Origin of the sequence: Yersinia canariae (assembly GCF_009831415.1) — a bacterium.
In the GTDB taxonomy this organism is placed as follows: Bacteria; Pseudomonadota; Gammaproteobacteria; order Enterobacterales; family Enterobacteriaceae; genus Yersinia; species Yersinia canariae.
Window position 1 is genome coordinate 4,262,833 of record NZ_CP043727.1, and the last position, 18,757, is coordinate 4,281,589.

The window sequence follows — 18,757 nt, forward strand, 5'->3', positions numbered from 1 at the left end:
GCAAAAGTAATAAATAAAATGGCCGGATGACGAATCTGGCCATTTTTTTGACTGTTTGCTAGCGGTGCGTTGATTACAAATAGCTGATAAAAATTCCTAAGAACAGCACCAATCCCACGTAATTATTATTCAAAAATGCGCGAAAACAGGGGTCTCGTTCACGTCCGGCAATCATCTTCTGTTGGTGGACAAACAGTGCGCCAGCCAGCAGGATTGCCCAATAAAATGCGCCACCTAAATGCATTAACCAACCAATCGCCACCATTAATACTAATGTCGCCAGTTGCAGCAAACCGATAATCAATTTGTCATGCTGGCCAAATAAAATGGCAGTCGACTTAATACCAATCTTCAGATCATCATCGCGGTCAACCATGGCATATTGGGTATCATAAGCTACCGTCCAGCAGATATTGGCGAGTAATAACAACCAGCAAACCAAAGGTAAGCTTTCACTCACGGCGGCAAATCCCATCGGAATTGACCAGCCAAACGCCGCGCCCAACACCACCTGCGGCAAATGTGTTACCCGCTTCATAAAGGGGTAAACCCAAGCCAATGCCAGCGCCGCCAGTGACAGCCATATGGTCATGCTATTGAGTGTTAATACCAACCCAAACGAGAGCAATACCAAGACGATAAACAGAATTTTGCTTTCTTTCTCACTGACGAGGCCACTGGGTAAAGGTCGTGAAGCCGTGCGTTTCACAAAACCATCAATACGCCGGTCAGCGTAATCATTGACAACACAACCGGCGGCGCGCATGAAAAAGACACCCAAGACAAAAACAATCAGTATTTTGGTGTCAGGAATACCTTGCCCTGCCAACCATAATGCCCACAGTGTTGGCCACAACAGCAACAATGAGCCAATGGGTTTATCGACCCGCATCAAACGGCAATAAACCCGCCATTTGCTCTGAATATGACTTCCCTTCAATTTCTCACTCTCCAAAATCTCCCCCCCCCTTAAATTACATAAAGCGGCGAGGCCGGTAAAAAAACTTCAGTCAATAACAGAGGCTTACCTGACAAGCGCAGCAACGAGCGGCGCGCCCAAAGTTCATCCTGTCGCCCAACTTGAATATAATCCCGGGTTAAATTGTTGCCACCAAATAAATAGCGTCCAAGGGGTAATGTTCCCAAATCCACCAGCGCCTTATCAGGGCCAGACAGCGTTTCTTCTGGGATAACCGTGCGACCCAGTAGCCAAGGTTGATTATCACCACACAAGACTATTTCGCGTAACCAATAGCGCTGACTTATCGGCAGATGCTCAGCATCTTCCCCTAACTCATCACGCGTAATAAAACACGCCCGCTGGGGTTCAACATGAACCTGCTGGCAATGTTGCTCAAAACGCCGGGTCATCGATCCCAATTCCATCAGCCAATCAGCGACATCAGCAGGAATATTTGGCGACTCAATGGCACACCATTTGATAGGTTTTAAAATTGATGCATCGCCGGTAGACATACGGCCCGCTCCCTGCCGAGGATAAAACAGTCATCCCCACAATTGGTGACTGATAATGAATAAACAGTTAAGCATTGTAACGCAGATTGGGTATCCGGTGACATCAGGTTGCCTTTTAATACGATCACAAAAGAAAGTCACTTCACATCGCGCGATTTCTTATTATTGCTTAATCTGGGGAAGTCAGTCCCTTATAACGGATGATTGCAGCACCAGTGTCAAAACGTCGACTAGACGGCCTGAAATACATCTCAAGTAAATCTGCTGCCTCTTGCCCTGAAAGGTATTTTTTGTTTCCCTGAGTGATGAGTTCAGGAGTCAGACTTTCATAAGCCGTTCTTATCCAAGGATCTATTGATTCCAACCACTCTGCATTTCTTAAATTTGTATCAAAAACATATAACCCTTCTTTATTGGCGGTTTGCACAATGGTGATAACATGTGTTCTTTCAGGGAGAAATAGAATGCTTTCGCCGGGTTGCAACTGACTAATTTCCGCCTTTATCACATTTAAATCAAATGGATAAACATTCACTCTTTCCGGAAAAGATTGGATGGTTTGTTTAAAGGAACTCAGAGAATTTTTGGGGTCATTCTGAAATATTGAAACCTCTATTTCGATACCTTCTTGTTGAAACTGCTCAAGAAATTCATGTAAAAACTTTCCGGAGCTTGTTGAGGCGGCCACATTTTCACGTAACGGTTCAAAAAATTTCTCCGCTAAACTTATTTCGCCAGTATTCAGGTAAGTGAATATGCCGGATGAAGTTAAAACACAAGGGTTTTTCCCTTGGCAAGCATGCCTTAATGCGCTCTCCTCCAACCAATCAAAGTCGGCATTAGTTAATAAGTGAGTTTCGGTAAAGCGATTAGGTGCCCCTCCCGGTAACCGGCCCGGTTTGATAAATTCAGGGCCTTCTTTCAAAATAACGCCCATATCCTGGCCGGTGGCTAAATCAACGGCCCAATAAGTACCGCCGCCACCTTGTCTGACCCAAACGTCACGTGACCCACTGGGTACTGATGGGTCTTTAAGCCGAACTTGCTGTACTTCAATGAGTTTTCCACGCGAGTTTTGTATCGCCTGCCGAATCGGCTCACGGGCCTCTTCGGGTGGGTTTATTTCAGTTTCAGTCTCATGCTGCGCGACTTTCGGGGTTTCATTCGCAATAACCTCATCTCCTCCCGCCAACACACTGGGAGATAGCGTAGAATCAACAGCTTGCGGGGAATTCTCTAGCATTTTCACTCCCCTTTCCATGCCCCTAAGCTGGCCAGCCTCCATCATCATAGCCGTCATTCCTGCGGCGATACCCTCTTTATCATTGCGGTAGCGCGGCCCTTCAACTCGGGCAATAGTACACATCGGATTCGGTAGCGGCACTTTACAAACCCAATGATTTTCCAAGGATTTCCAGGCATTGCCCCAAAAACGTGTATTCTCAGATTCCGGCTGATAGGCCTCAGCAAGAGTATTGATTTTATGTTGTAACCGACTGCTCTCTGGCCGCTCTCCACTATCAATTAATGCTTCAATGGCCTGCGCTCGAAGTGCCGGATGACCTTTGATTCGAGCATAATATTCAGCTTTTTTCGCATCCAGCGTGTCAAAAACATTAATCATCCTGCCGTTATTGCCGGGTATCGACATATAGGCGACAAAGTGGTTGCTGGAATTTCGCCGCCGTTTAAATTCGTCAAAAGGTGAATCAAACTCTTTCTGAGCATAGCCATGCTGGAGATCCTGCCGATAGGTATATTTCCGAGGTAAATTAATGTCCTTGACCCCCTTTTCTCTCAGGATTTCTCTTATCGCCTGATTATCATCAAACGCGGCGGGAGGGTGGCGATAGGCTAAGCGCATGTCGAGATAATCTAATTGCCGTTCTATTTTTTGTTGATCAGTTTTATATACTCCGCGCAGCGCCAGAGTGTATAGCGGTGGGTTTAGTGCAAAAAAAGGGGCAATACTTTTGAGGTCCGACACAAACCTTGCTTGCTCCAAATCAATAGCTGTGCCGTCAATAATATTGTCAGCTAATTGTTGAAGTCGAATAAATGTACTTTGTGCCGCGTCAGGTAAATCAGACGCACCAATTTCCCCAGCAATATACTTGAATGCGTGGGCCATTTGCTCAACAGTCAGAGGCTCGACCTCATTAGACTGGCTGAAATGAGATAATAAGATAACCGTCGGGCTGTAGCGCATCCCGCCAGTTTGTTGTAAATGTATTTCTTCCTCGACCAATAAACCATACAGTTGCTCAGCATCCTTCCCATCCAATTCATCAATGGGTTTGCCTTGTAATTGATAATGTAACTTGAGTGTGGTTTTTAGCGAAAATGCCAGACCGCCGATGGGATGTTGGAAATCAAGAAATTGAGTAAAATCCTGCTGGCTACACGTATCAAAACCAACCAAGTTGCATCCTTGCAAAATCATCTCGGGCAATTGGTCCGTCAGATAGCTCCCTTGGGCATTTTTCGGCGCAAATCCATTGGCAAGATAAGCCGCCGGCGACTGCAATATCGCGGGAGGGGCATTCATCCCTTCATGAAGAACTCTTAACGCCTTACTGGCGCTCAAAACCGGCTGCCCCGGTGCATCCAGTTGGCCCATCCCCCAACCCGCTAATTCATTAGCAGAGATATCCTCTATGTCGCCATAGCGGTTCCCATAATGGGAATAGTTATAAAGTATTGCCGCCTGAAGTCGAATTTCTTTATGTTCAGGCCGATAAATTGAGGCGGCTAATTCAGCCAGAGTGGGCTGACTCTCTTGATGCAGCCACCAGACAAGGTTCAGGGCGGCGAGCGGGGTGAGCTCTTCGTCTGTGGACAGAGTCAGGCCTTTTTGGAACAACTTAAAAAAACACCCTCCGCTCCAGACTGGCTATCCGGGCTTTTTGATATCCTTGCTCGGTGGTTAACCCCGGTCTTAAATGCAGTAAATCATCCAAACTTTCCGCAGATTCAACATGTTGCGCGTCATACAGTTGCAGGTAAAGATCCACAATTCTTCCCACCCGCGCATCACTGATTTGAGCGAATTGTTGAGACCACAGTTTCTGCTCCCATTCATTGGCGTCATCAATTAATCGCATTGCCTGGCCGAACACAGGATCAGCGGTCGAACTGACATTGGGCAGCTTGTCTGCCATTTTTTCCAATAAAAGATGATCGCGTGCCGTTACTTTTATCGGCAATTCAGGGGAATCAGCAAGTTGAGTGATGATAGCGGATGGAGCAAAAGAGTGGGTTTCTTTTGCAAACGGGGCCGAGCAAGGCAGTACTGCAACCAATAGACAAAACTGAGTTTTCTTGAGCATCAATTAGTTCCTTTAATTAACTAGCTGAGCAAGAAGGAGCTGTTTGATATCACTCCCGGTATGCCATCCAAAATACAGAGGTCAGTTCAATTGTCAGTCTTGTAAATTCTTATTTATCTTTTATCTCTCTATCGAGCCGCCATAGATAAGACCCAACGAAAAAAGGTGCGCCAAAGCGCACCAATCATCCAGCCATATTCGGCAGTGCCGGGATTTACCCCTTGCCTTTTACACTACCAATAAAGGTTTTTCGGGCTGAAGTTGAGCCCAAATGTTCCGCTTCGTTCAACAGTTTCAGCGCCTTATCGACATCACCGGATTTCACCGCGTCTTTAATCGCCTGGTTGAAGTAGTTTTCAGTTTCACTCAGCATTGGCTCTGCTGGTTTTACCGGTGCTGGTGCCGCAACAGGTGCAGGTTGCGCCGTGCTGCCCACCACCACTGGCGTTGAAACCGGCGCAGACTGTATCAAACCAATCATTACGTTGCCCATGCCTTGCTCGGCGGTAGCTTTAATTCTCAAATTACCGGTGGGGATATGTTTGGCAATCGGGTCTGGAATATCCGGCACCGCATTCCCCACGCCCATGGCGTAGGCTTTGGCCGGATCCAGTAATTTGGTGGTTTTGGCCAGATCATCGCGGGTGGTGTAAACTAGCAGATAGATTTGTTTTTGACCCAATGCCGGAGTCAGTTTCATGACACCTTGCAACCGGTCACTGGTCATAATTCCCGCTTTTTCATAAGTGAAATAGCTGGATGGATAATAAGCCGCCGGGCGCATCTGCTCATCTAACACTAATACGCTAGGGGAAAATAATTGGTTATCAGTGACTAAGCTGCTGAGCGTAATCTCCATGGAGCCGCGATCCGCAGGGAGTGCAAACGCAGCAACCGCCCCTTGAACATTTCCTTGGGAAATTTGCGGGCTGGAGGTCGTCAGTTTGATATCTTGCGTCGCCGGCGGCACTAATGGCTGCCATGGCAACTGTTGTAATGTCGCGGTACTGATAGTCGGCGCGATGGAAACATTCGCCGGAGAAATCGTTGATTCGGCTTGAACCGCCAGAGGTGTGATCCCCCCCAGAGCCAATGCCAGACAAAGTGTCAGCAGATTCTTCTTCATTGTTATACCCTCATACATTGAGCGTCGGCGCTAACTGTGCACAGGCAAGGTCGGCAAAGTTAACCAATCCATAACCCTTCATCTTTCAAATCGCAGCAGTGTTGGTTGCCTTTATTCATCTCAGCTACTGCCCTGCTGCGGCTCGAAATCTTTTGGGTTATCACTTTATTGTGTTTTACAAACAGAACAGCCGCCCGAAAGGACGGCTGCATCACTCCTGTTACCACCAAGCTTCGAATTGCGCGCCGAAGGTCACTTCATTATTTTTACCACGGCTGTCGGTACCAATGGTGCCATTTTGCGCTAAGCCATTGTCCACGCCGCCGCGAACATCGTTATAGCCCCACTTCTCATCCCAGTTGGCATAAGTTGCGAAGACACGGATGGCCGGACGTGACCAGATGCTGTCGCCTGCCTGCCATTGTTGTGCCAATGTCAGTTTGTATTGGCCGTTACGGTCACCGGTACGTTGTGATTTCACATTGTCGTAGCCCGCTTCGAGCAAGGTACTCATGATTGGCGTCCATTTGTACATTGGGCGCACACCCACGCTGTACCAAGTGGTGCCGTTGTTGTTGTCCCAGTCAGTATCCTGATACAGGCCGACGTACATCATGTCCCACTTCTCAGCCAGATTAATGGCACCGTGGTCGATAACACGCAGCATGTGACCGTTGTTGTTTACAGATGTCCCTTGTGAATGGCCGCTGTTGTATGAAGTCATGGAGTCAGTGGCGTACTGAATAACAAATTTGTTAAAGCCGCCCATCATGCTTTGGGTGTGTTCAGCGGTCAGCAGCACGCCATCTTTAGACGCATTAGGTGCTAACGCGTAGCTATCCTGAGTGTTGGCGCGGCCGTAATCCACACCAAATTCCAATGTGCCGCCTGGGTTAGTTTCTAAACCGGCTAAACGGATGTCATACACATCGTTGACAGTTTTGTCGGCATCTTTACGCTGATTGTCAATCCAGGCACTTGAACCACCCGCTTCTGAGTTACGGGTTGCTGCCACAGATAATTTACCGAAGCCCAGATCAATAGCCTCTAAACCCGCACCTGGGCCAGAAATATCCCAGTAGTAGAAGTCAATCATATGGACGTCATGACGTTGGTAGAAACGTTTACCGGCCCACATGGTGGAGCCAGGTAATGCTTCGATCAGATTCTTACCCTGCACGTTGGCTTCACGGAAAGCCGGATCAGTGGATTCCCAGTCATCACGCTGTGAAACGGAATACGCGACGTTGGTATCTAAGTAGAAACTCTTATCACCTTCTTTCCACAACTCCTGGCCTAATTTAATTTCCGCATAAGTTTCACATTCGTTACCCAGACGGTATTTACTTTGAGCACCAGTGGCTTTGAAACATTGCTGTTCGCCACCGCTACCCGTCCAGCCGATACCGGAACGCGCATACCCGTGGAAATCAACAGCCAGAGCTTGAGTGGAAAGGACACCAGCGGCAACAGCCAGTGCTATCGGTAACTTGCGCAGAGTAGTCATCAGTAATCTCCTGTTATATTTGCCTGTCGGCATGCGTGCTTTACATTTTCCGAAGCCCGGCGTCGTGGTAACTAGACGCCCAGCTCTTGGTACAACCGCTTGCACGCAGAACCATCTTCACGGAACAGATGACAGCGATACGGCGGCAAACCGATGGCGAATGTTGCACCTTCTTCTACCAGCACCACGTCGTTCTGGCGGTAGACCAGGTTTTGACGTATTGCAGGGATTTGGATGTGAATTTGAGTCTCATTACCCAGTTGCTCTACCACCTGAATCTCGCCTTCCAGCGTCACTTCAGAGGCACTGCTTGGCAGCAGATGTTCCGGGCGAATACCCAAAGACATATTTGCACCGACCTGAACCTGAGTACCTTCCACCGGCAGCCACACTAACTGGCCATTTGGATTGGGCAGCTCTATTTGCACCTGATTTGGTTCAACGGCGGTCACTTTAACCGGTAAAAAATTCATTTTTGGCGAGCCGATAAAGCCCGCAACAAAGCGATTGGCTGGGTAGTGATACAGCTCAAGCGGCTTACCGACTTGCGCCACATTGCCGGCATCCAGCACCACAATTTTGTCCGCCAGTGTCATGGCTTCGACCTGGTCATGGGTGACGTAAATCATGGTGCGTTGCAGGCGCTTATGCAGGCGTGATATCTCAATGCGCATCTGAACCCGCAGTGCGGCATCCAAGTTGGAAAGCGGTTCGTCGAGCAGGAAAACATCCGGCTCTGCGACCAAGGTCCGGCCGATCGCAACACGCTGACGCTGACCACCTGACAAAGCCTTAGGCCGACGCTCCAACAAGTGAGCCAGTTGCAGCACTTCAGCTACCTGATTCACCCGCTGGTTAATTTCCGCTTTCTTCACACCAGCCAACTTCAGGCCGAAAGACATGTTCTCAGCTACAGACAAATGGGGATAAAGCGCATATGACTGAAACACCATGCCAATGCCGCGCTCAGACGGCGGCACTTCATTCATCCGCTTACCACCAATCAACAACTCGCCCGAGGTAATGTCCTCAAGGCCGGCAATCATCCGCAGCAGCGTTGACTTTCCACAGCCCGATGGCCCAACAAAAACCACAAACTCACCGTCATCGATTTCCAAATTGATGTCTCTGGAAATCACAGCCTCACCAAAGGCCTTATAAACGCCACTCAGCGTTACATTAGCCATCTGTTACTCCTTTGCTTACGCAAACAACTTTTCATATGAACCTGACTGAAGAAAAATGGCGGAAGCAAATTCCGGCATGACCCATCGCATTACTCCCAGTCCCCTGATGACTCTCTTGCTGCGCGCCGTTCCGCCATGCCTTAGCAAGGTTGCCCCGGACGACGTCGCGGCCTGAGTATAGGGCTGCACGTTGATTAACGCTTCAACGTCCTGATCTGCCTGGGTAATAATTAACCGAACAACCACATTTCGTTGGTAACCGCATTTCAAAGGTGCTGAGTTTCAAGGGTGTTGACGCTGTTTCGATGACGGCACCGCTTTTCAATGACGGCGATAATGCGGGAGTGCCACTATTTGGTAATCATCCGTAATGAAGTTTTTCATGGGGGAGGAGATGGGAGGATGAGGGAACGACCACCGCGATCAGAAGTTCCATCACAAATACAAATATGTGATCTGCTAAGCAAATTTCGACCTACATTATTGTGTCTGACACCACAGAATAGGCCGCAGTGTTAAGTAGGTCACAATAACTCGTCGGGGGGCGTAGAGGGGGGGAGGATGATGGTGTATCTAGTTGTGACTCAATATGTCAGCGTAATGTATTAGTCTCTGTAATAAATGCATGTAATGACTCACAAGAAAGTCGATACCCACAAAATTGGATAAAAGGATTGGATTATGACTCGCAGCTTCACAAAATCCGGCATTGGTAAGACCGCACGTGTTTTGGCTCTTTCAGCGTTAACTACGCTGGTGCTCTCTTCCTCTGCTTTTGCCAAAATTGAAGAAGGTAAACTGGTTATCTGGATCAATGGCGATAAAGGTTATAACGGGTTAGCAGAAGTCGGTAAAAAATTCGAGAAAGATACCGGCATCAAAGTCACTATTGAGCATCCAGATAAACTGGAAGAAAAATTCCCACAAGTGGCGGCGACCGGCGACGGCCCGGACATTATCTTCTGGGCACATGACCGCTTTGGTGGCTACGCGCAATCCGGCTTACTGGCAGAGTTGCACCCGTCTAAAGCTTTCCAAGACAAACTGTTCCCCTTCACATGGGATGCCGTACGCTTTAATGGCAAGTTGATTGGCTACCCAATCGCAGTCGAAGCTTTGTCTCTGATTTACAACAAAGATTTAGTCAAGGAAGCACCAAAAACTTGGGAAGAAATTCCTGCACTGGATACCGCGCTGCGTGCAAATGGCAAGAGCGCCATCATGTGGAATCTACAAGAACCCTACTTCACTTGGCCACTTATCGCCGCTGACGGCGGTTATGCTTTCAAATCTGAAAACGGCGTTTATGATGTCAAAAACGTCGGCGTGAACAATGCCGGGGCGAAAGCGGGTCTGCAATTTATTGTCGATCTGGTGAAAAACAAGCACATCAATGCTGATACTGATTACTCCATCGCAGAAGCGGCCTTTAACAAAGGCGAAACCGCGATGACCATCAATGGCCCATGGGCATGGTCAAATATTGATAAGAGTAAAATCAATTACGGCGTGACGTTGCTGCCAACCTTCCATGGCCAACCTTCCAAGCCGTTCGTGGGTGTTCTGACTGCCGGTATTAACGCCGCCAGCCCGAATAAAGAACTGGCGACTGAATTCCTGGAAAACTACCTCATCACTGACCAAGGCCTGGCTGAAGTCAATAAAGATAAGCCACTGGGAGCTGTTGCACTGAAATCATACCAAGAGCAACTGTCAAAAGACCCGCGGATTGCGGCGACGATGGATAACGCCACCAAAGGCGAAATCATGCCGAATATCCCGCAAATGGCCGCCTTCTGGTACGCAACTCGCAGTGCGGTGTTAAACGCCATCAGTGGGCGTCAAACTGTGGAAGCTGCCCTTAACGATGCAGCGGCACGTATCGTCAAATAATAGTTTCACCTGCAAAGGGGCGCGGTTCGCCGTGCCCCGACCCAGTTTTCAGTTGTCATGCTGTCACGATGTGCAAAGTCATTGACGTTCAGCAAGGCAGCCAATGAACAAATCCCGATGAGCTTACATAAGTCAGTGATTCGGGTGAGTGAGAGCAGCTAACACCGCTGTAACTTCAAGTACGAAGAGTATGAAAGGGACCATTATGCAGTTATCCCACACCGAGTATCAAAGCCGTAAAAAGAAAACCGCCTGGTGGCAAAGTGATGTCCTTAAATGGCTGATTATCGGCACATTAAGTCTATTCACCTGCTATTTGATCGTGTTGATGTATGCTCAAGGTGAATATCTTTTTGCCATTGTGACGCTGATTCTGGTGAGTCTGGGGCTGTATGTTTTCGCCAATCGCCGCGCTTATGCCTGGCGCTATGTTTACCCGGGTGTTGCCGGGATGGGGCTGTTTGTTCTGTTCCCACTGATTTGCACCATCGCCATTGCCTTCACCAACTACAGCAGTACCAACCAGTTAACATTTGAACGCGCCCAGTTCGTGTTAATGGACCGGCAGTTCCAGACCGGCAAAACCTATACCTTTGGTCTTTATCCAAGCAGTGACCAATGGCGATTGCAGCTGACGAATCCAGATGACAATACTGTCCTGATTTCAGCGCCATTCAGCTTGAATGCCACCGGTGAGCAAAAAATACAGGTTACGCCAGCCAGTGCCGAACAAACCACCGAGCGCGCTTCCTTGCGTATTATTACCCAAAATCGTCAGGCGCTGAGTGGATTGGTGGCGATTTTGCCAGGTGGCGGTGAACTGCGCATGAGCTCACTGCGCCAATTTTCGGGTACCAGCCCGCTTTATAAGCTAGGTGCTGATGGTAAAGAACTGATTAATCAACAAACGGGTGTGACCTATCGGCCAAATCCGGAGGTCGGTTTCTATCAGGCCATCAATGCCGACGGGCAATGGGAAGGTGAAAAACTCAGCCCCGGTTTTACTGTCACTATCGGCTGGAAAAACTTCCTGCGGGTGCTGCATGACGAGGGCATTCAGAAGCCTTTCATCTCAATATTTATCTGGACCATTATTTTCTCACTGCTGACTGTCGTGCTGACAGTGGCGGTCGGTATGGTTCTGGCCTGCGTCGTGCAATGGGATTCCCTGAAAGGCAAAGCCGTCTATCGGGTGCTGCTAATCCTGCCCTATGCCGTGCCAGCGTTTATCTCGATATTGATTTTCAAAGGGTTATTTAACCAAAGCTTTGGTGAAATCAACCTGATGCTGAACCACTTATTTGGTATTAAACCGGCCTGGTTTAGCGACCCTATCACCGCGAAAAGCATGATACTGATCGTCAATACTTGGCTGGGTTACCCTTACATGATGATTTTGTGTATGGGGCTGTTGAAAGCAATTCCTGATGATTTGTATGAGGCATCGGCAATGGACGGCGCAGGCCCGTTCCAGAATTTCTTCCGCATCACTTTGCCTTTGTTGATTAAGCCATTGACGCCACTGATGATTGCCAGTTTCGCCTTTAACTTTAACAACTTCGTACTGATTCAGTTACTGACCAATGGTGGCCCAGACATGATTGGCACCACTACGCCTGCGGGGTACACCGACTTACTGGTCAGCTACACCTATCGTATCGCCTTTGAAGGGGGCGGCGGGCAGGACTTCGGTCTGGCGGCGGCCATCGCAACACTGATTTTCATTCTGGTAGGCGCACTCGCGATACTGAATTTGAAAGCCAGCAAAATGAATTTTGACTAAGGAGGAGATGCAGATGGCCATGGTTCAACCTAAATCCCAGCGTTTGCGTCTATTAGGCACCCATTTTCTCATGTTGTGCTTTATCGCGCTGATTATGTTCCCACTGCTGATGGTGATTACCATTTCACTGCGGCCCGGCAACTTTGCCACAGGGAGCTTAATCCCGGATCAAATCTCTTGGGAACATTGGAAACTAGCACTGGGTATGAGTGTGACTCTTGCTGACGGTAGCGTGACACCACCGCCATTCCCGGTCATGTTGTGGTTATGGAACTCAATCAAAATTGCCGTGATCACCGCGATTGGTATTGTCACACTTTCTACCACTTGTGCTTACGCCTTTGCCCGCATGCGCTTTCGTGGCAAAAGTACCCTGCTGAAAGGGATGTTGATCTTCCAGATGTTCCCAGCAGTGCTGTCTTTGGTCGCGCTATATGCTCTGTTTGACCGCTTGGGGCAATATTTGCCATTTATCGGGCTGAATACCCATGGTGGGGTTATTTTTGCTTATATGGGAGGGATTGCCCTGCACGTCTGGACCATCAAAGGCTATTTCGAAACCATTGATAATTCACTGGAAGAAGCTGCCGCCTTGGATGGCGCAACACCATGGCAAGCCTTCAGACTGGTGCTATTGCCGCTGTCTGTGCCCATTTTAGCCGTCGTATTTATTTTGTCGTTTATTGCCGCCATCACTGAAGTACCGGTCGCGTCATTACTGTTGCGCGATGTGAATAGTTACACCCTGGCGGTGGGTATGCAGCAATATTTGAATCCGCAAAATTACCTGTGGGGCGATTTTGCCGCTGCCGCCGTGCTCTCTGCCATCCCAATCACCGCCGTCTTCTTACTGGCGCAGCGCTGGCTGGTCGGTGGGTTAACCGCCGGTGGGGTGAAAGGTTAAATTGGTGCTAAAGGGGTGACTGTTCCTATGGGCACTCCGGCAGCTCACGCTGCTACGACCCGAACGGAACATTTCCCCTTTGATTAGCATCATCAATTATCTGAATTTATGCCGCTGCTTTACTTGATGTATTTTCCCTCTGGTACTGTGTCTTGGGCGGCCGTCATGGCCGCCATTTTTATGCATCAAGTAAACAGCTATTCTCTTTTTAGCCGCTCGGTATTCGCCAGATACAACGTCACCACCAGCAGCAATATGGAGCCGGAATAAATCAGCGTATCAATCGGATTTTCATGATCGACAATGATCAGCCGGATAATCGCAGTGATCCCGATATAAATAAAATAGCGCAATGGAAAGTGATAGCCGGACTCAAAGTACTTAACAATCAACGCAATAAACTCGAAGTACAGGAAGTAAATCACAATCCCTTCAATCAGCATGTAAGAAGACGTATCCTGATTATTGACGAAGAGTACCTTGCCAAGATGGAAGGTTTCTTTTATCAAAAAGACCACCAAAATAGCGGCCAATGCAATCAACCCCACATTCAGTAAACGCTGTAGATTTTTGGCTATCCACTGTGAGCGCGAATTTTTGGCCATAAATACTCCTATTGAAAGTAGGTGAAATGATCCGGTCGAAAAAAAGCCCCTTACTGGGTAAGGGGCTAATAAGCACGGATCAGAGAGCTTAGCCCTTAAGCTTAACGCCAGCTTTTGAAACGGTTAATCAACGCATTGGTAGAACTGTCATGACTGGTCACATCTTTGTCATCAGCCAGCTCTGGCAAAATACGGTTAGCCAGTTGTTTGCCCAGCTCTACACCCCATTGGTCGAAGGTGTAAATGTTCAGGATAATCCCTTGCGTGAAGATCTTGTGCTCATACAGCGCAATCAGCGCCCCCAAGCTGAACGGCGTAATTTCGCGCAGCAGGATGGAGTTAGTTGGGCGGTTACCCTCGAACACTTTGAATGGCGCAACATGGGCCACTTGCTCAGGTGTTTTACCTGCAGCAGCAAATTCAGCTTCAACTTCTGCCAATGATTTACCGAACGCCAGTGCTTCCGTTTGTGCGAAGAAGTTAGACAGCAGCTTCGCGTGGTGGTCACTCAGGGGGTTATGACTGATAGCTGGCGCGATAAAGTCACAAGGAACCAATTTAGTACCCTGATGGATCAACTGATAGAAAGCATGTTGGCCGTTAGTACCCGGCTCGCCCCAAATAATTGGGCCAGTCTGGTAATCAACCGGGTTGCCGTTACGGTCAACATATTTACCGTTAGATTCCATATTACCCTGCTGGAAGTAAGCCGGGAAACGGTGCATATATTGATCATAAGGCAGAATAGCTTCGGTTTCTGCGCCAAAGAAATCGTTATACCAAATACCAATCAATGCCAACAGAATTGGCAGGTTCTTCTCCGCCGGTGTTTCTGCGAAGTGTTTGTCCATGGCGTGTGCGCCACTGAGCAACGCTTCAAAATGCTCGAAGCCCACTGATAACGCGATAGATAAGCCGATAGCAGACCACAGGGAGTAACGGCCGCCGACCCAATCCCAAAATTCAAACATATTGTTGGTATCAATACCAAAATCGCTAACAGCTTTAGCATTGGTCGACAATGCCGCAAAGTGTTTAGCAACATGCACCGGATCACTCGCGACAGACAAGAACCAGTCGCGCGCACTGTGGGCATTGGTCATGGTTTCTTGCGTGGTGAAAGTTTTTGATGCAACCAAGAATAATGTCGTTTCTGGGTTCAGCGGTTTCAATGTTTCAGCAATATGGGTGCCATCAACGTTAGAAACAAAATGCATATTCAGATGATTTTTGTATGGACGTAGTGCTTCGGTCACCATGTAAGGGCCGAGGTCTGAACCACCGATACCGATATTGACTACATCGGTAATTGCTTTGCCGGTATAACCTTTCCAGTCACCGCCAATCACGCGGTCACAGAAGTGTTTCATTTTCGCCAGTACCGCGTTCACTTCCGGCATCACATCTTTGCCATCAACCACAATCGGGGTATTGCTGCGGTTGCGCAGAGCAACATGCAACACCGCGCGGTCTTCAGTCCGGTTGATTTTCTCACCGGAGAACATGGACTTAATCGCCCCTGCCAGATCAGTTTCTTTGGCTAGCGCTTGCAGTTTTTCCATAGTTTCGCTGGTAATGCGGTTTTTGGAGAAATCCACCAGCATTTGATCATCAAAAGTCGCTGAAAACTTGTTAAAACGCTGATCGTCCTTAGCAAACAGGCTGCTGATTGTGACGTCTTTCATCTGTTCAAAGTGTTGCTGTAACGCTTTCCAGGCAGCGGTTTGACTAGGATTAATATTTTTCATAGCGGCGCTCTTCTAGGCTTAAGGATTAATGAAACGAATACATTGATTGTATCCTGTTACCCTGTGATTGAGATCTCTTTTCTTGCGATAGGTATTATCTCTCGAAACAACATTTGATCTGCTCCGTGTTTTCCTCCCTTCCTACTCCTCCAAAGGCTATCCCATCAGGCAAATGGCGCATTGTCAGTCGATATCCAGTTAAATTAGTTATATGAAGTGACGATTTATTAAATATGAAAATACCTCATGGTCATATCGTTGACAGAAAGCCGATAACCCGTTATTCCTAAAGACCTACTTACGCACCATGTGTGTAAGCCAGAAGAGGTGCGTCGCCCAGGTAAAGTGTCGGAGGAGCCGTGATCCGCTGAAGACATTCGAGGGGGAGCGACGCCGAGACACGATGATTTCGGCCATCAGCGTGTCGACTGCAGGGGCTGAATCCTCTGGGTTGTCACCAATGCCGTTCCTTGTAGGGCGGTCAACAAGGTGGAGCGCTTCTGGGTGTAACGTAGTGTTATTTCTACGCCTGCCCCCTGACTTATCGCTCTTCCCTTGTGCCAAGGCTAATACAGATGACCACCCAAGATGGCATCCCTGACACGAGGTTTTTTTAGATGATTCAAGTAGCTAACCAACAGACTCGCAGCGCCCCCTCCCCGACTGTGGTCGCCAAATTTGGCGGTACTAGCGTGGCAGATTTTGATGCCATGAGTCGCAGCGCTGATGTCGTTTTATCGAACCCGGATGTTCGTTTGGTGATTTTATCGGCTTCAGCCGGTATCACCAATTTGTTGGTCGCGCTGGCCGATGGTTGCGAACAGGAAACACGCGCCCTTCATTTAGATGAAATACGCCGTATTCAATACAGTATTCTCGCTCAACTCGCTAATCCGGCTGTTATCCGTGAAGAAATTGACCGCATGCTGGAGAACATTGGCATGCTGTCAGAAGCCGCCAGTCTGGCGACCTCGGCAGCATTGACAGATGAGCTGGTCAGCCACGGCGAGTTGATGTCGACATTGTTATTTGTCGAACTGTTACGCCAGCGCCAAGTGGCGGTGGAATGGTTTGATGTACGCAAAATCATGCGCACCAATGATCGCTTTGGCCGAGCCGAGCCAGATACCCATGCATTGGCTGAACTGGCTCGAACCCAGTTAGCGCCGCGCATCGAGCATGCCATCATCGTGACGCAAGGTTTTATCGGCAGCGAAAGTAAAGGACGCACCACCACACTTGGCCGTGGTGGTAGTGATTACACTGCGGCACTGTTGGGTGAAGCACTTAATGTCAGCCGCATTGATATCTGGACGGACGTTCCCGGGATTTATACCACTGACCCGCGCGTGGTTCCCGGTGCAAAACGTATTGATAAAATTGCCTTTGAAGAAGCCGCTGAAATGGCGACTTTTGGTGCCAAAGTGCTGCATCCCGCCACCTTATTGCCAGCAGTGCGCAGTGACATTCCGGTGTTTGTCGGCTCGAGCAAAGATCCCGAGGCGGGCGGCACGCTGGTGTGCAATGAAACTTACAATCCCCCATTATTCAGAGCTTTGGCGCTGCGTCGCAAACAAACTTTGCTGACCCTGCATAGCCTGAACATGCTGCACGCACGTGGTTTTCTGGCGGAAGTCTTTAATATTCTGGCGCGCCACAATATTTCAGTGGATTTGATAACCACCTCAGAAGTGAGTGTGGCGCTGACACTGGATACCACCGGCTCGACCTCGACCGGCGACAGCTTGCTGACCAGCTCGCTACTGACCGAGCTTTCCTCCCTGTGCCGGGTCGAAGTAGAAGAAAATCTGGCATTGGTCGCTATTATCGGTAACAACTTGTCGCAAGCCTGTGGGGTGGGCAAAGAAGTTTTCGGCGTGTTAGACCCATTCAATATTCGCATGATTTGCTACGGAGCCAGCAGCCACAACCTGTGTTTCCTGGTGCCCGGCAATGATGCAGAAAAAGTGGTGCAGACTCTGCATCACAATTTGTTTGAGTAACTGACCGTTAAATAACTAACTGTTAAATAACCAATTATTTGAATTACCAGTAAACTCGACAATATTGTTTTATAACAAACCGGGCGCTTTCGTCCGGTTTTTCTTATCTCTGACACTGACGATTAAGGACACTCGCCTCATGTTAGTCAAAATCACCCGGCTGTTCCCACTCTGGGCATTACTGCTCTCAGTCGCGGCCTATTTCCGCCCAACAACATTTATCGGCATCGGCCCTTATGTGGGCCCACTGCTGATGCTTATTATGTTTGCTATGGGGGTCACTCTGCGGCTGGATGATTTCAAACGCGTGTTATCGCGCCCGGCACCGGTCGCGGCGGCAACTTTTTTGCATTATTTGATTATGCCGCTCACCGCCTGGATTCTGGCGATACTGTTTCGCATGCCGCCGGATTTATCTGCCGGCATGGTGCTGGTGGGGAGTGTCGCCAGTGGAACCGCATCTAATGTCATGATTTATCTGGCGAAAGGTGATGTTGCGCTCTCCGTGACTATCTCTGCGGTTTCGACCTTGGTTGGGGTATTCGCAACCCCTCTGCTGACCCGTTTATATGTCGATGCCACCATCAGCGTGGATGTGGTCGGCATGTTAAAAAGCATCCTGCAAATCGTGGTTATCCCCATTACCGCGGGCTTGATTGTCCATCATACTTTTACTAAAACGGTTAAACGTATTGAACCTTACCTGCCTGCTATGTCGATGGTTTGTATTGTCGCCATCATTAGCGCGGTGGTCGCCGGTAGCCAAAGCCACATTGCCTCAGTCGGTTTTGTGGTCATTATTGCGGTTATCCTGCATAACGGTATTGGCTTGTTAAGTGGCTATTGGGGTGGGAAATTATTTGGCTTTGATGAGTCAACCTGCCGGACATTGGCGATTGAAGTGGGTATGCAAAACTCGGGGCTGGCCGCCACTTTGGGTAAAATTTACTTCTCACCACTGGCCGCACTGCCGGGGGCGCTGTTCTCTGTATGGCATAACTTATCTGGCTCACTGTTAGCCGGTTATTGGTCAGGTAAGCCCGTTAAAAAAGACAGCGAATAATTTGTAATCTCTATAATGCTCGGTTTATCAGGGCATGATAGGCCGTGAAAAAATTGATAAGCGGGGGAGATGTGCCGTGTGAGCGCTTATCGGTGTACTTCAGCAACTTCAGGAGATTGCCATGACGGCAATC

Annotated in this window: 14 protein-coding genes, 1 pseudogene and 1 riboswitch; of the genes and pseudogenes, 5 read left to right on the forward strand and 10 right to left on the reverse strand. The window is 48.7% G+C overall.

The annotated features are described in order from the left end of the window. Positions 1-73: 73 nt before the first annotated feature. The 8 genes and pseudogenes from ubiA to F0T03_RS21570 form a co-directional block, all read right to left on the reverse strand. Positions 74-940 (reverse strand): 4-hydroxybenzoate octaprenyltransferase, encoded by an 867-nt coding sequence (ubiA, locus tag F0T03_RS19515; RefSeq protein ID WP_145555909.1) that lies wholly within the window; start codon positions 938-940, stop codon positions 74-76. 29 nt (positions 941-969) lie between these two features. Continuing rightward, a complete protein-coding gene (gene ubiC / locus F0T03_RS19520; protein ID WP_145555899.1) occupies positions 970-1,476 on the reverse strand; it encodes a chorismate lyase in 507 nt (168 codons plus the stop codon). A gap of 169 nt (positions 1,477-1,645) precedes the next feature. Beyond that, the gene (locus tag F0T03_RS19525; protein ID WP_425511041.1) at positions 1,646-4,339 is read right to left on the reverse strand and encodes a hypothetical protein; all 2,694 of its coding nucleotides are present in this window, start codon (positions 4,337-4,339) and stop codon (positions 1,646-1,648) included. A gap of 1 nt (position 4,340) precedes the next feature. Next, the gene (locus F0T03_RS21965; RefSeq protein WP_425511042.1) at positions 4,341-4,805 is read right to left on the reverse strand and encodes a hypothetical protein; all 465 of its coding nucleotides are present in this window, start codon (positions 4,803-4,805) and stop codon (positions 4,341-4,343) included. A 214-nt stretch (positions 4,806-5,019) separates the two neighbouring features. Next, positions 5,020-5,931: a maltose operon protein MalM gene (gene malM / locus F0T03_RS19530; RefSeq protein WP_162526988.1), complete on the reverse strand. Its 912-nt coding sequence runs from the start codon at positions 5,929-5,931 to the stop codon at positions 5,020-5,022. 220 nt (positions 5,932-6,151) lie between these two features. Next, on the reverse strand, positions 6,152-7,438 hold the full coding sequence (locus F0T03_RS19535; RefSeq protein WP_159680198.1) for a maltoporin: 1,287 nt from the start codon (positions 7,436-7,438) through the stop codon (positions 6,152-6,154). A 71-nt stretch (positions 7,439-7,509) separates the two neighbouring features. Next, complete coding sequence (gene malK / locus F0T03_RS19540) at positions 7,510-8,625, reverse strand: maltose/maltodextrin ABC transporter ATP-binding protein MalK (RefSeq protein WP_145555896.1); 1,116 nt, start codon at positions 8,623-8,625, stop codon at positions 7,510-7,512. A gap of 15 nt (positions 8,626-8,640) precedes the next feature. Beyond that, positions 8,641-8,871: pseudogene (locus F0T03_RS21570) on the reverse strand (hypothetical protein). Between the two features lie 435 nt (positions 8,872-9,306). Between F0T03_RS21570 and malE the strand changes: the two are divergent. The 3 genes from malE (at position 9,307) to malG (ending at position 13,205) form a co-directional block, all read left to right on the forward strand. Beyond that, a complete protein-coding gene (malE, locus tag F0T03_RS19550) occupies positions 9,307-10,518 on the forward strand; it encodes a maltose/maltodextrin ABC transporter substrate-binding protein MalE (protein ID WP_145555895.1) in 1,212 nt (403 codons plus the stop codon). Between the two features lie 205 nt (positions 10,519-10,723). After that, on the forward strand, positions 10,724-12,301 hold the full coding sequence (malF, locus tag F0T03_RS19555) for a maltose ABC transporter permease MalF (RefSeq protein ID WP_145555894.1): 1,578 nt from the start codon (positions 10,724-10,726) through the stop codon (positions 12,299-12,301). Positions 12,302-12,314: 13 nt separating this feature from the next. Further along, complete coding sequence (malG, locus tag F0T03_RS19560; protein ID WP_159680200.1) at positions 12,315-13,205, forward strand: maltose ABC transporter permease MalG; 891 nt, start codon at positions 12,315-12,317, stop codon at positions 13,203-13,205. Positions 13,206-13,402: 197 nt separating this feature from the next. Here malG and psiE read toward each other — a convergent pair whose 3' ends face one another. Continuing rightward, on the reverse strand, positions 13,403-13,810 hold the full coding sequence (psiE, locus tag F0T03_RS19565) for a phosphate-starvation-inducible protein PsiE (protein WP_145555893.1): 408 nt from the start codon (positions 13,808-13,810) through the stop codon (positions 13,403-13,405). 101 nt (positions 13,811-13,911) lie between these two features. After that, positions 13,912-15,558: a glucose-6-phosphate isomerase gene (pgi, locus tag F0T03_RS19570; protein WP_159680203.1), complete on the reverse strand. Its 1,647-nt coding sequence runs from the start codon at positions 15,556-15,558 to the stop codon at positions 13,912-13,914. A 314-nt stretch (positions 15,559-15,872) separates the two neighbouring features. After that, a riboswitch (Lysine riboswitch) is annotated at positions 15,873-16,066 on the forward strand. A gap of 109 nt (positions 16,067-16,175) precedes the next feature. On the opposite strand from pgi, the gene lysC reads away from it, so the two are divergent. Both lysC and panS read left to right on the forward strand, forming a co-directional pair. Next, positions 16,176-17,561, forward strand: coding sequence for a lysine-sensitive aspartokinase 3 (lysC, locus tag F0T03_RS19575; RefSeq protein WP_145555891.1), 1,386 nt, complete (start codon positions 16,176-16,178; stop codon positions 17,559-17,561). A 139-nt stretch (positions 17,562-17,700) separates the two neighbouring features. Further along, complete coding sequence (panS, locus tag F0T03_RS19580) at positions 17,701-18,624, forward strand: ketopantoate/pantoate/pantothenate transporter PanS (RefSeq protein ID WP_145555890.1); 924 nt, start codon at positions 17,701-17,703, stop codon at positions 18,622-18,624. Positions 18,625-18,757: the final 133 nt, after the last annotated feature.

What these genes read in the sequence shown, in the direction of transcription:
- ubiC (WP_145555899.1), bottom strand. Translation starts at nt 1,476, where the DNA reads ATGTCTACCGGCGATGCATCAATTTTAAAACCTATCAAATGGTGTGCC.
- F0T03_RS21965 (WP_425511042.1), bottom strand. Translation starts at nt 4,805, where the DNA reads ATGCTCAAGAAAACTCAGTTTTGTCTATTGGTTGCAGTACTGCCTTGC.
- malM (WP_162526988.1), bottom strand. Translation starts at nt 5,931, where the DNA reads ATGAAGAAGAATCTGCTGACACTTTGTCTGGCATTGGCTCTGGGGGGG.
- F0T03_RS19535 (WP_159680198.1), bottom strand. Translation starts at nt 7,438, where the DNA reads ATGACTACTCTGCGCAAGTTACCGATAGCACTGGCTGTTGCCGCTGGT.
- malK (WP_145555896.1), bottom strand. Translation starts at nt 8,625, where the DNA reads ATGGCTAATGTAACGCTGAGTGGCGTTTATAAGGCCTTTGGTGAGGCT.
- malE (WP_145555895.1), top strand. Translation starts at nt 9,307, where the DNA reads ATGACTCGCAGCTTCACAAAATCCGGCATTGGTAAGACCGCACGTGTT.
- malF (WP_145555894.1), top strand. Translation starts at nt 10,724, where the DNA reads ATGCAGTTATCCCACACCGAGTATCAAAGCCGTAAAAAGAAAACCGCC.
- malG (WP_159680200.1), top strand. Translation starts at nt 12,315, where the DNA reads ATGGCCATGGTTCAACCTAAATCCCAGCGTTTGCGTCTATTAGGCACC.
- psiE (WP_145555893.1), bottom strand. Translation starts at nt 13,810, where the DNA reads ATGGCCAAAAATTCGCGCTCACAGTGGATAGCCAAAAATCTACAGCGT.
- pgi (WP_159680203.1), bottom strand. Translation starts at nt 15,558, where the DNA reads ATGAAAAATATTAATCCTAGTCAAACCGCTGCCTGGAAAGCGTTACAG.
- lysC (WP_145555891.1), top strand. Translation starts at nt 16,176, where the DNA reads ATGATTCAAGTAGCTAACCAACAGACTCGCAGCGCCCCCTCCCCGACT.
- panS (WP_145555890.1), top strand. Translation starts at nt 17,701, where the DNA reads ATGTTAGTCAAAATCACCCGGCTGTTCCCACTCTGGGCATTACTGCTC.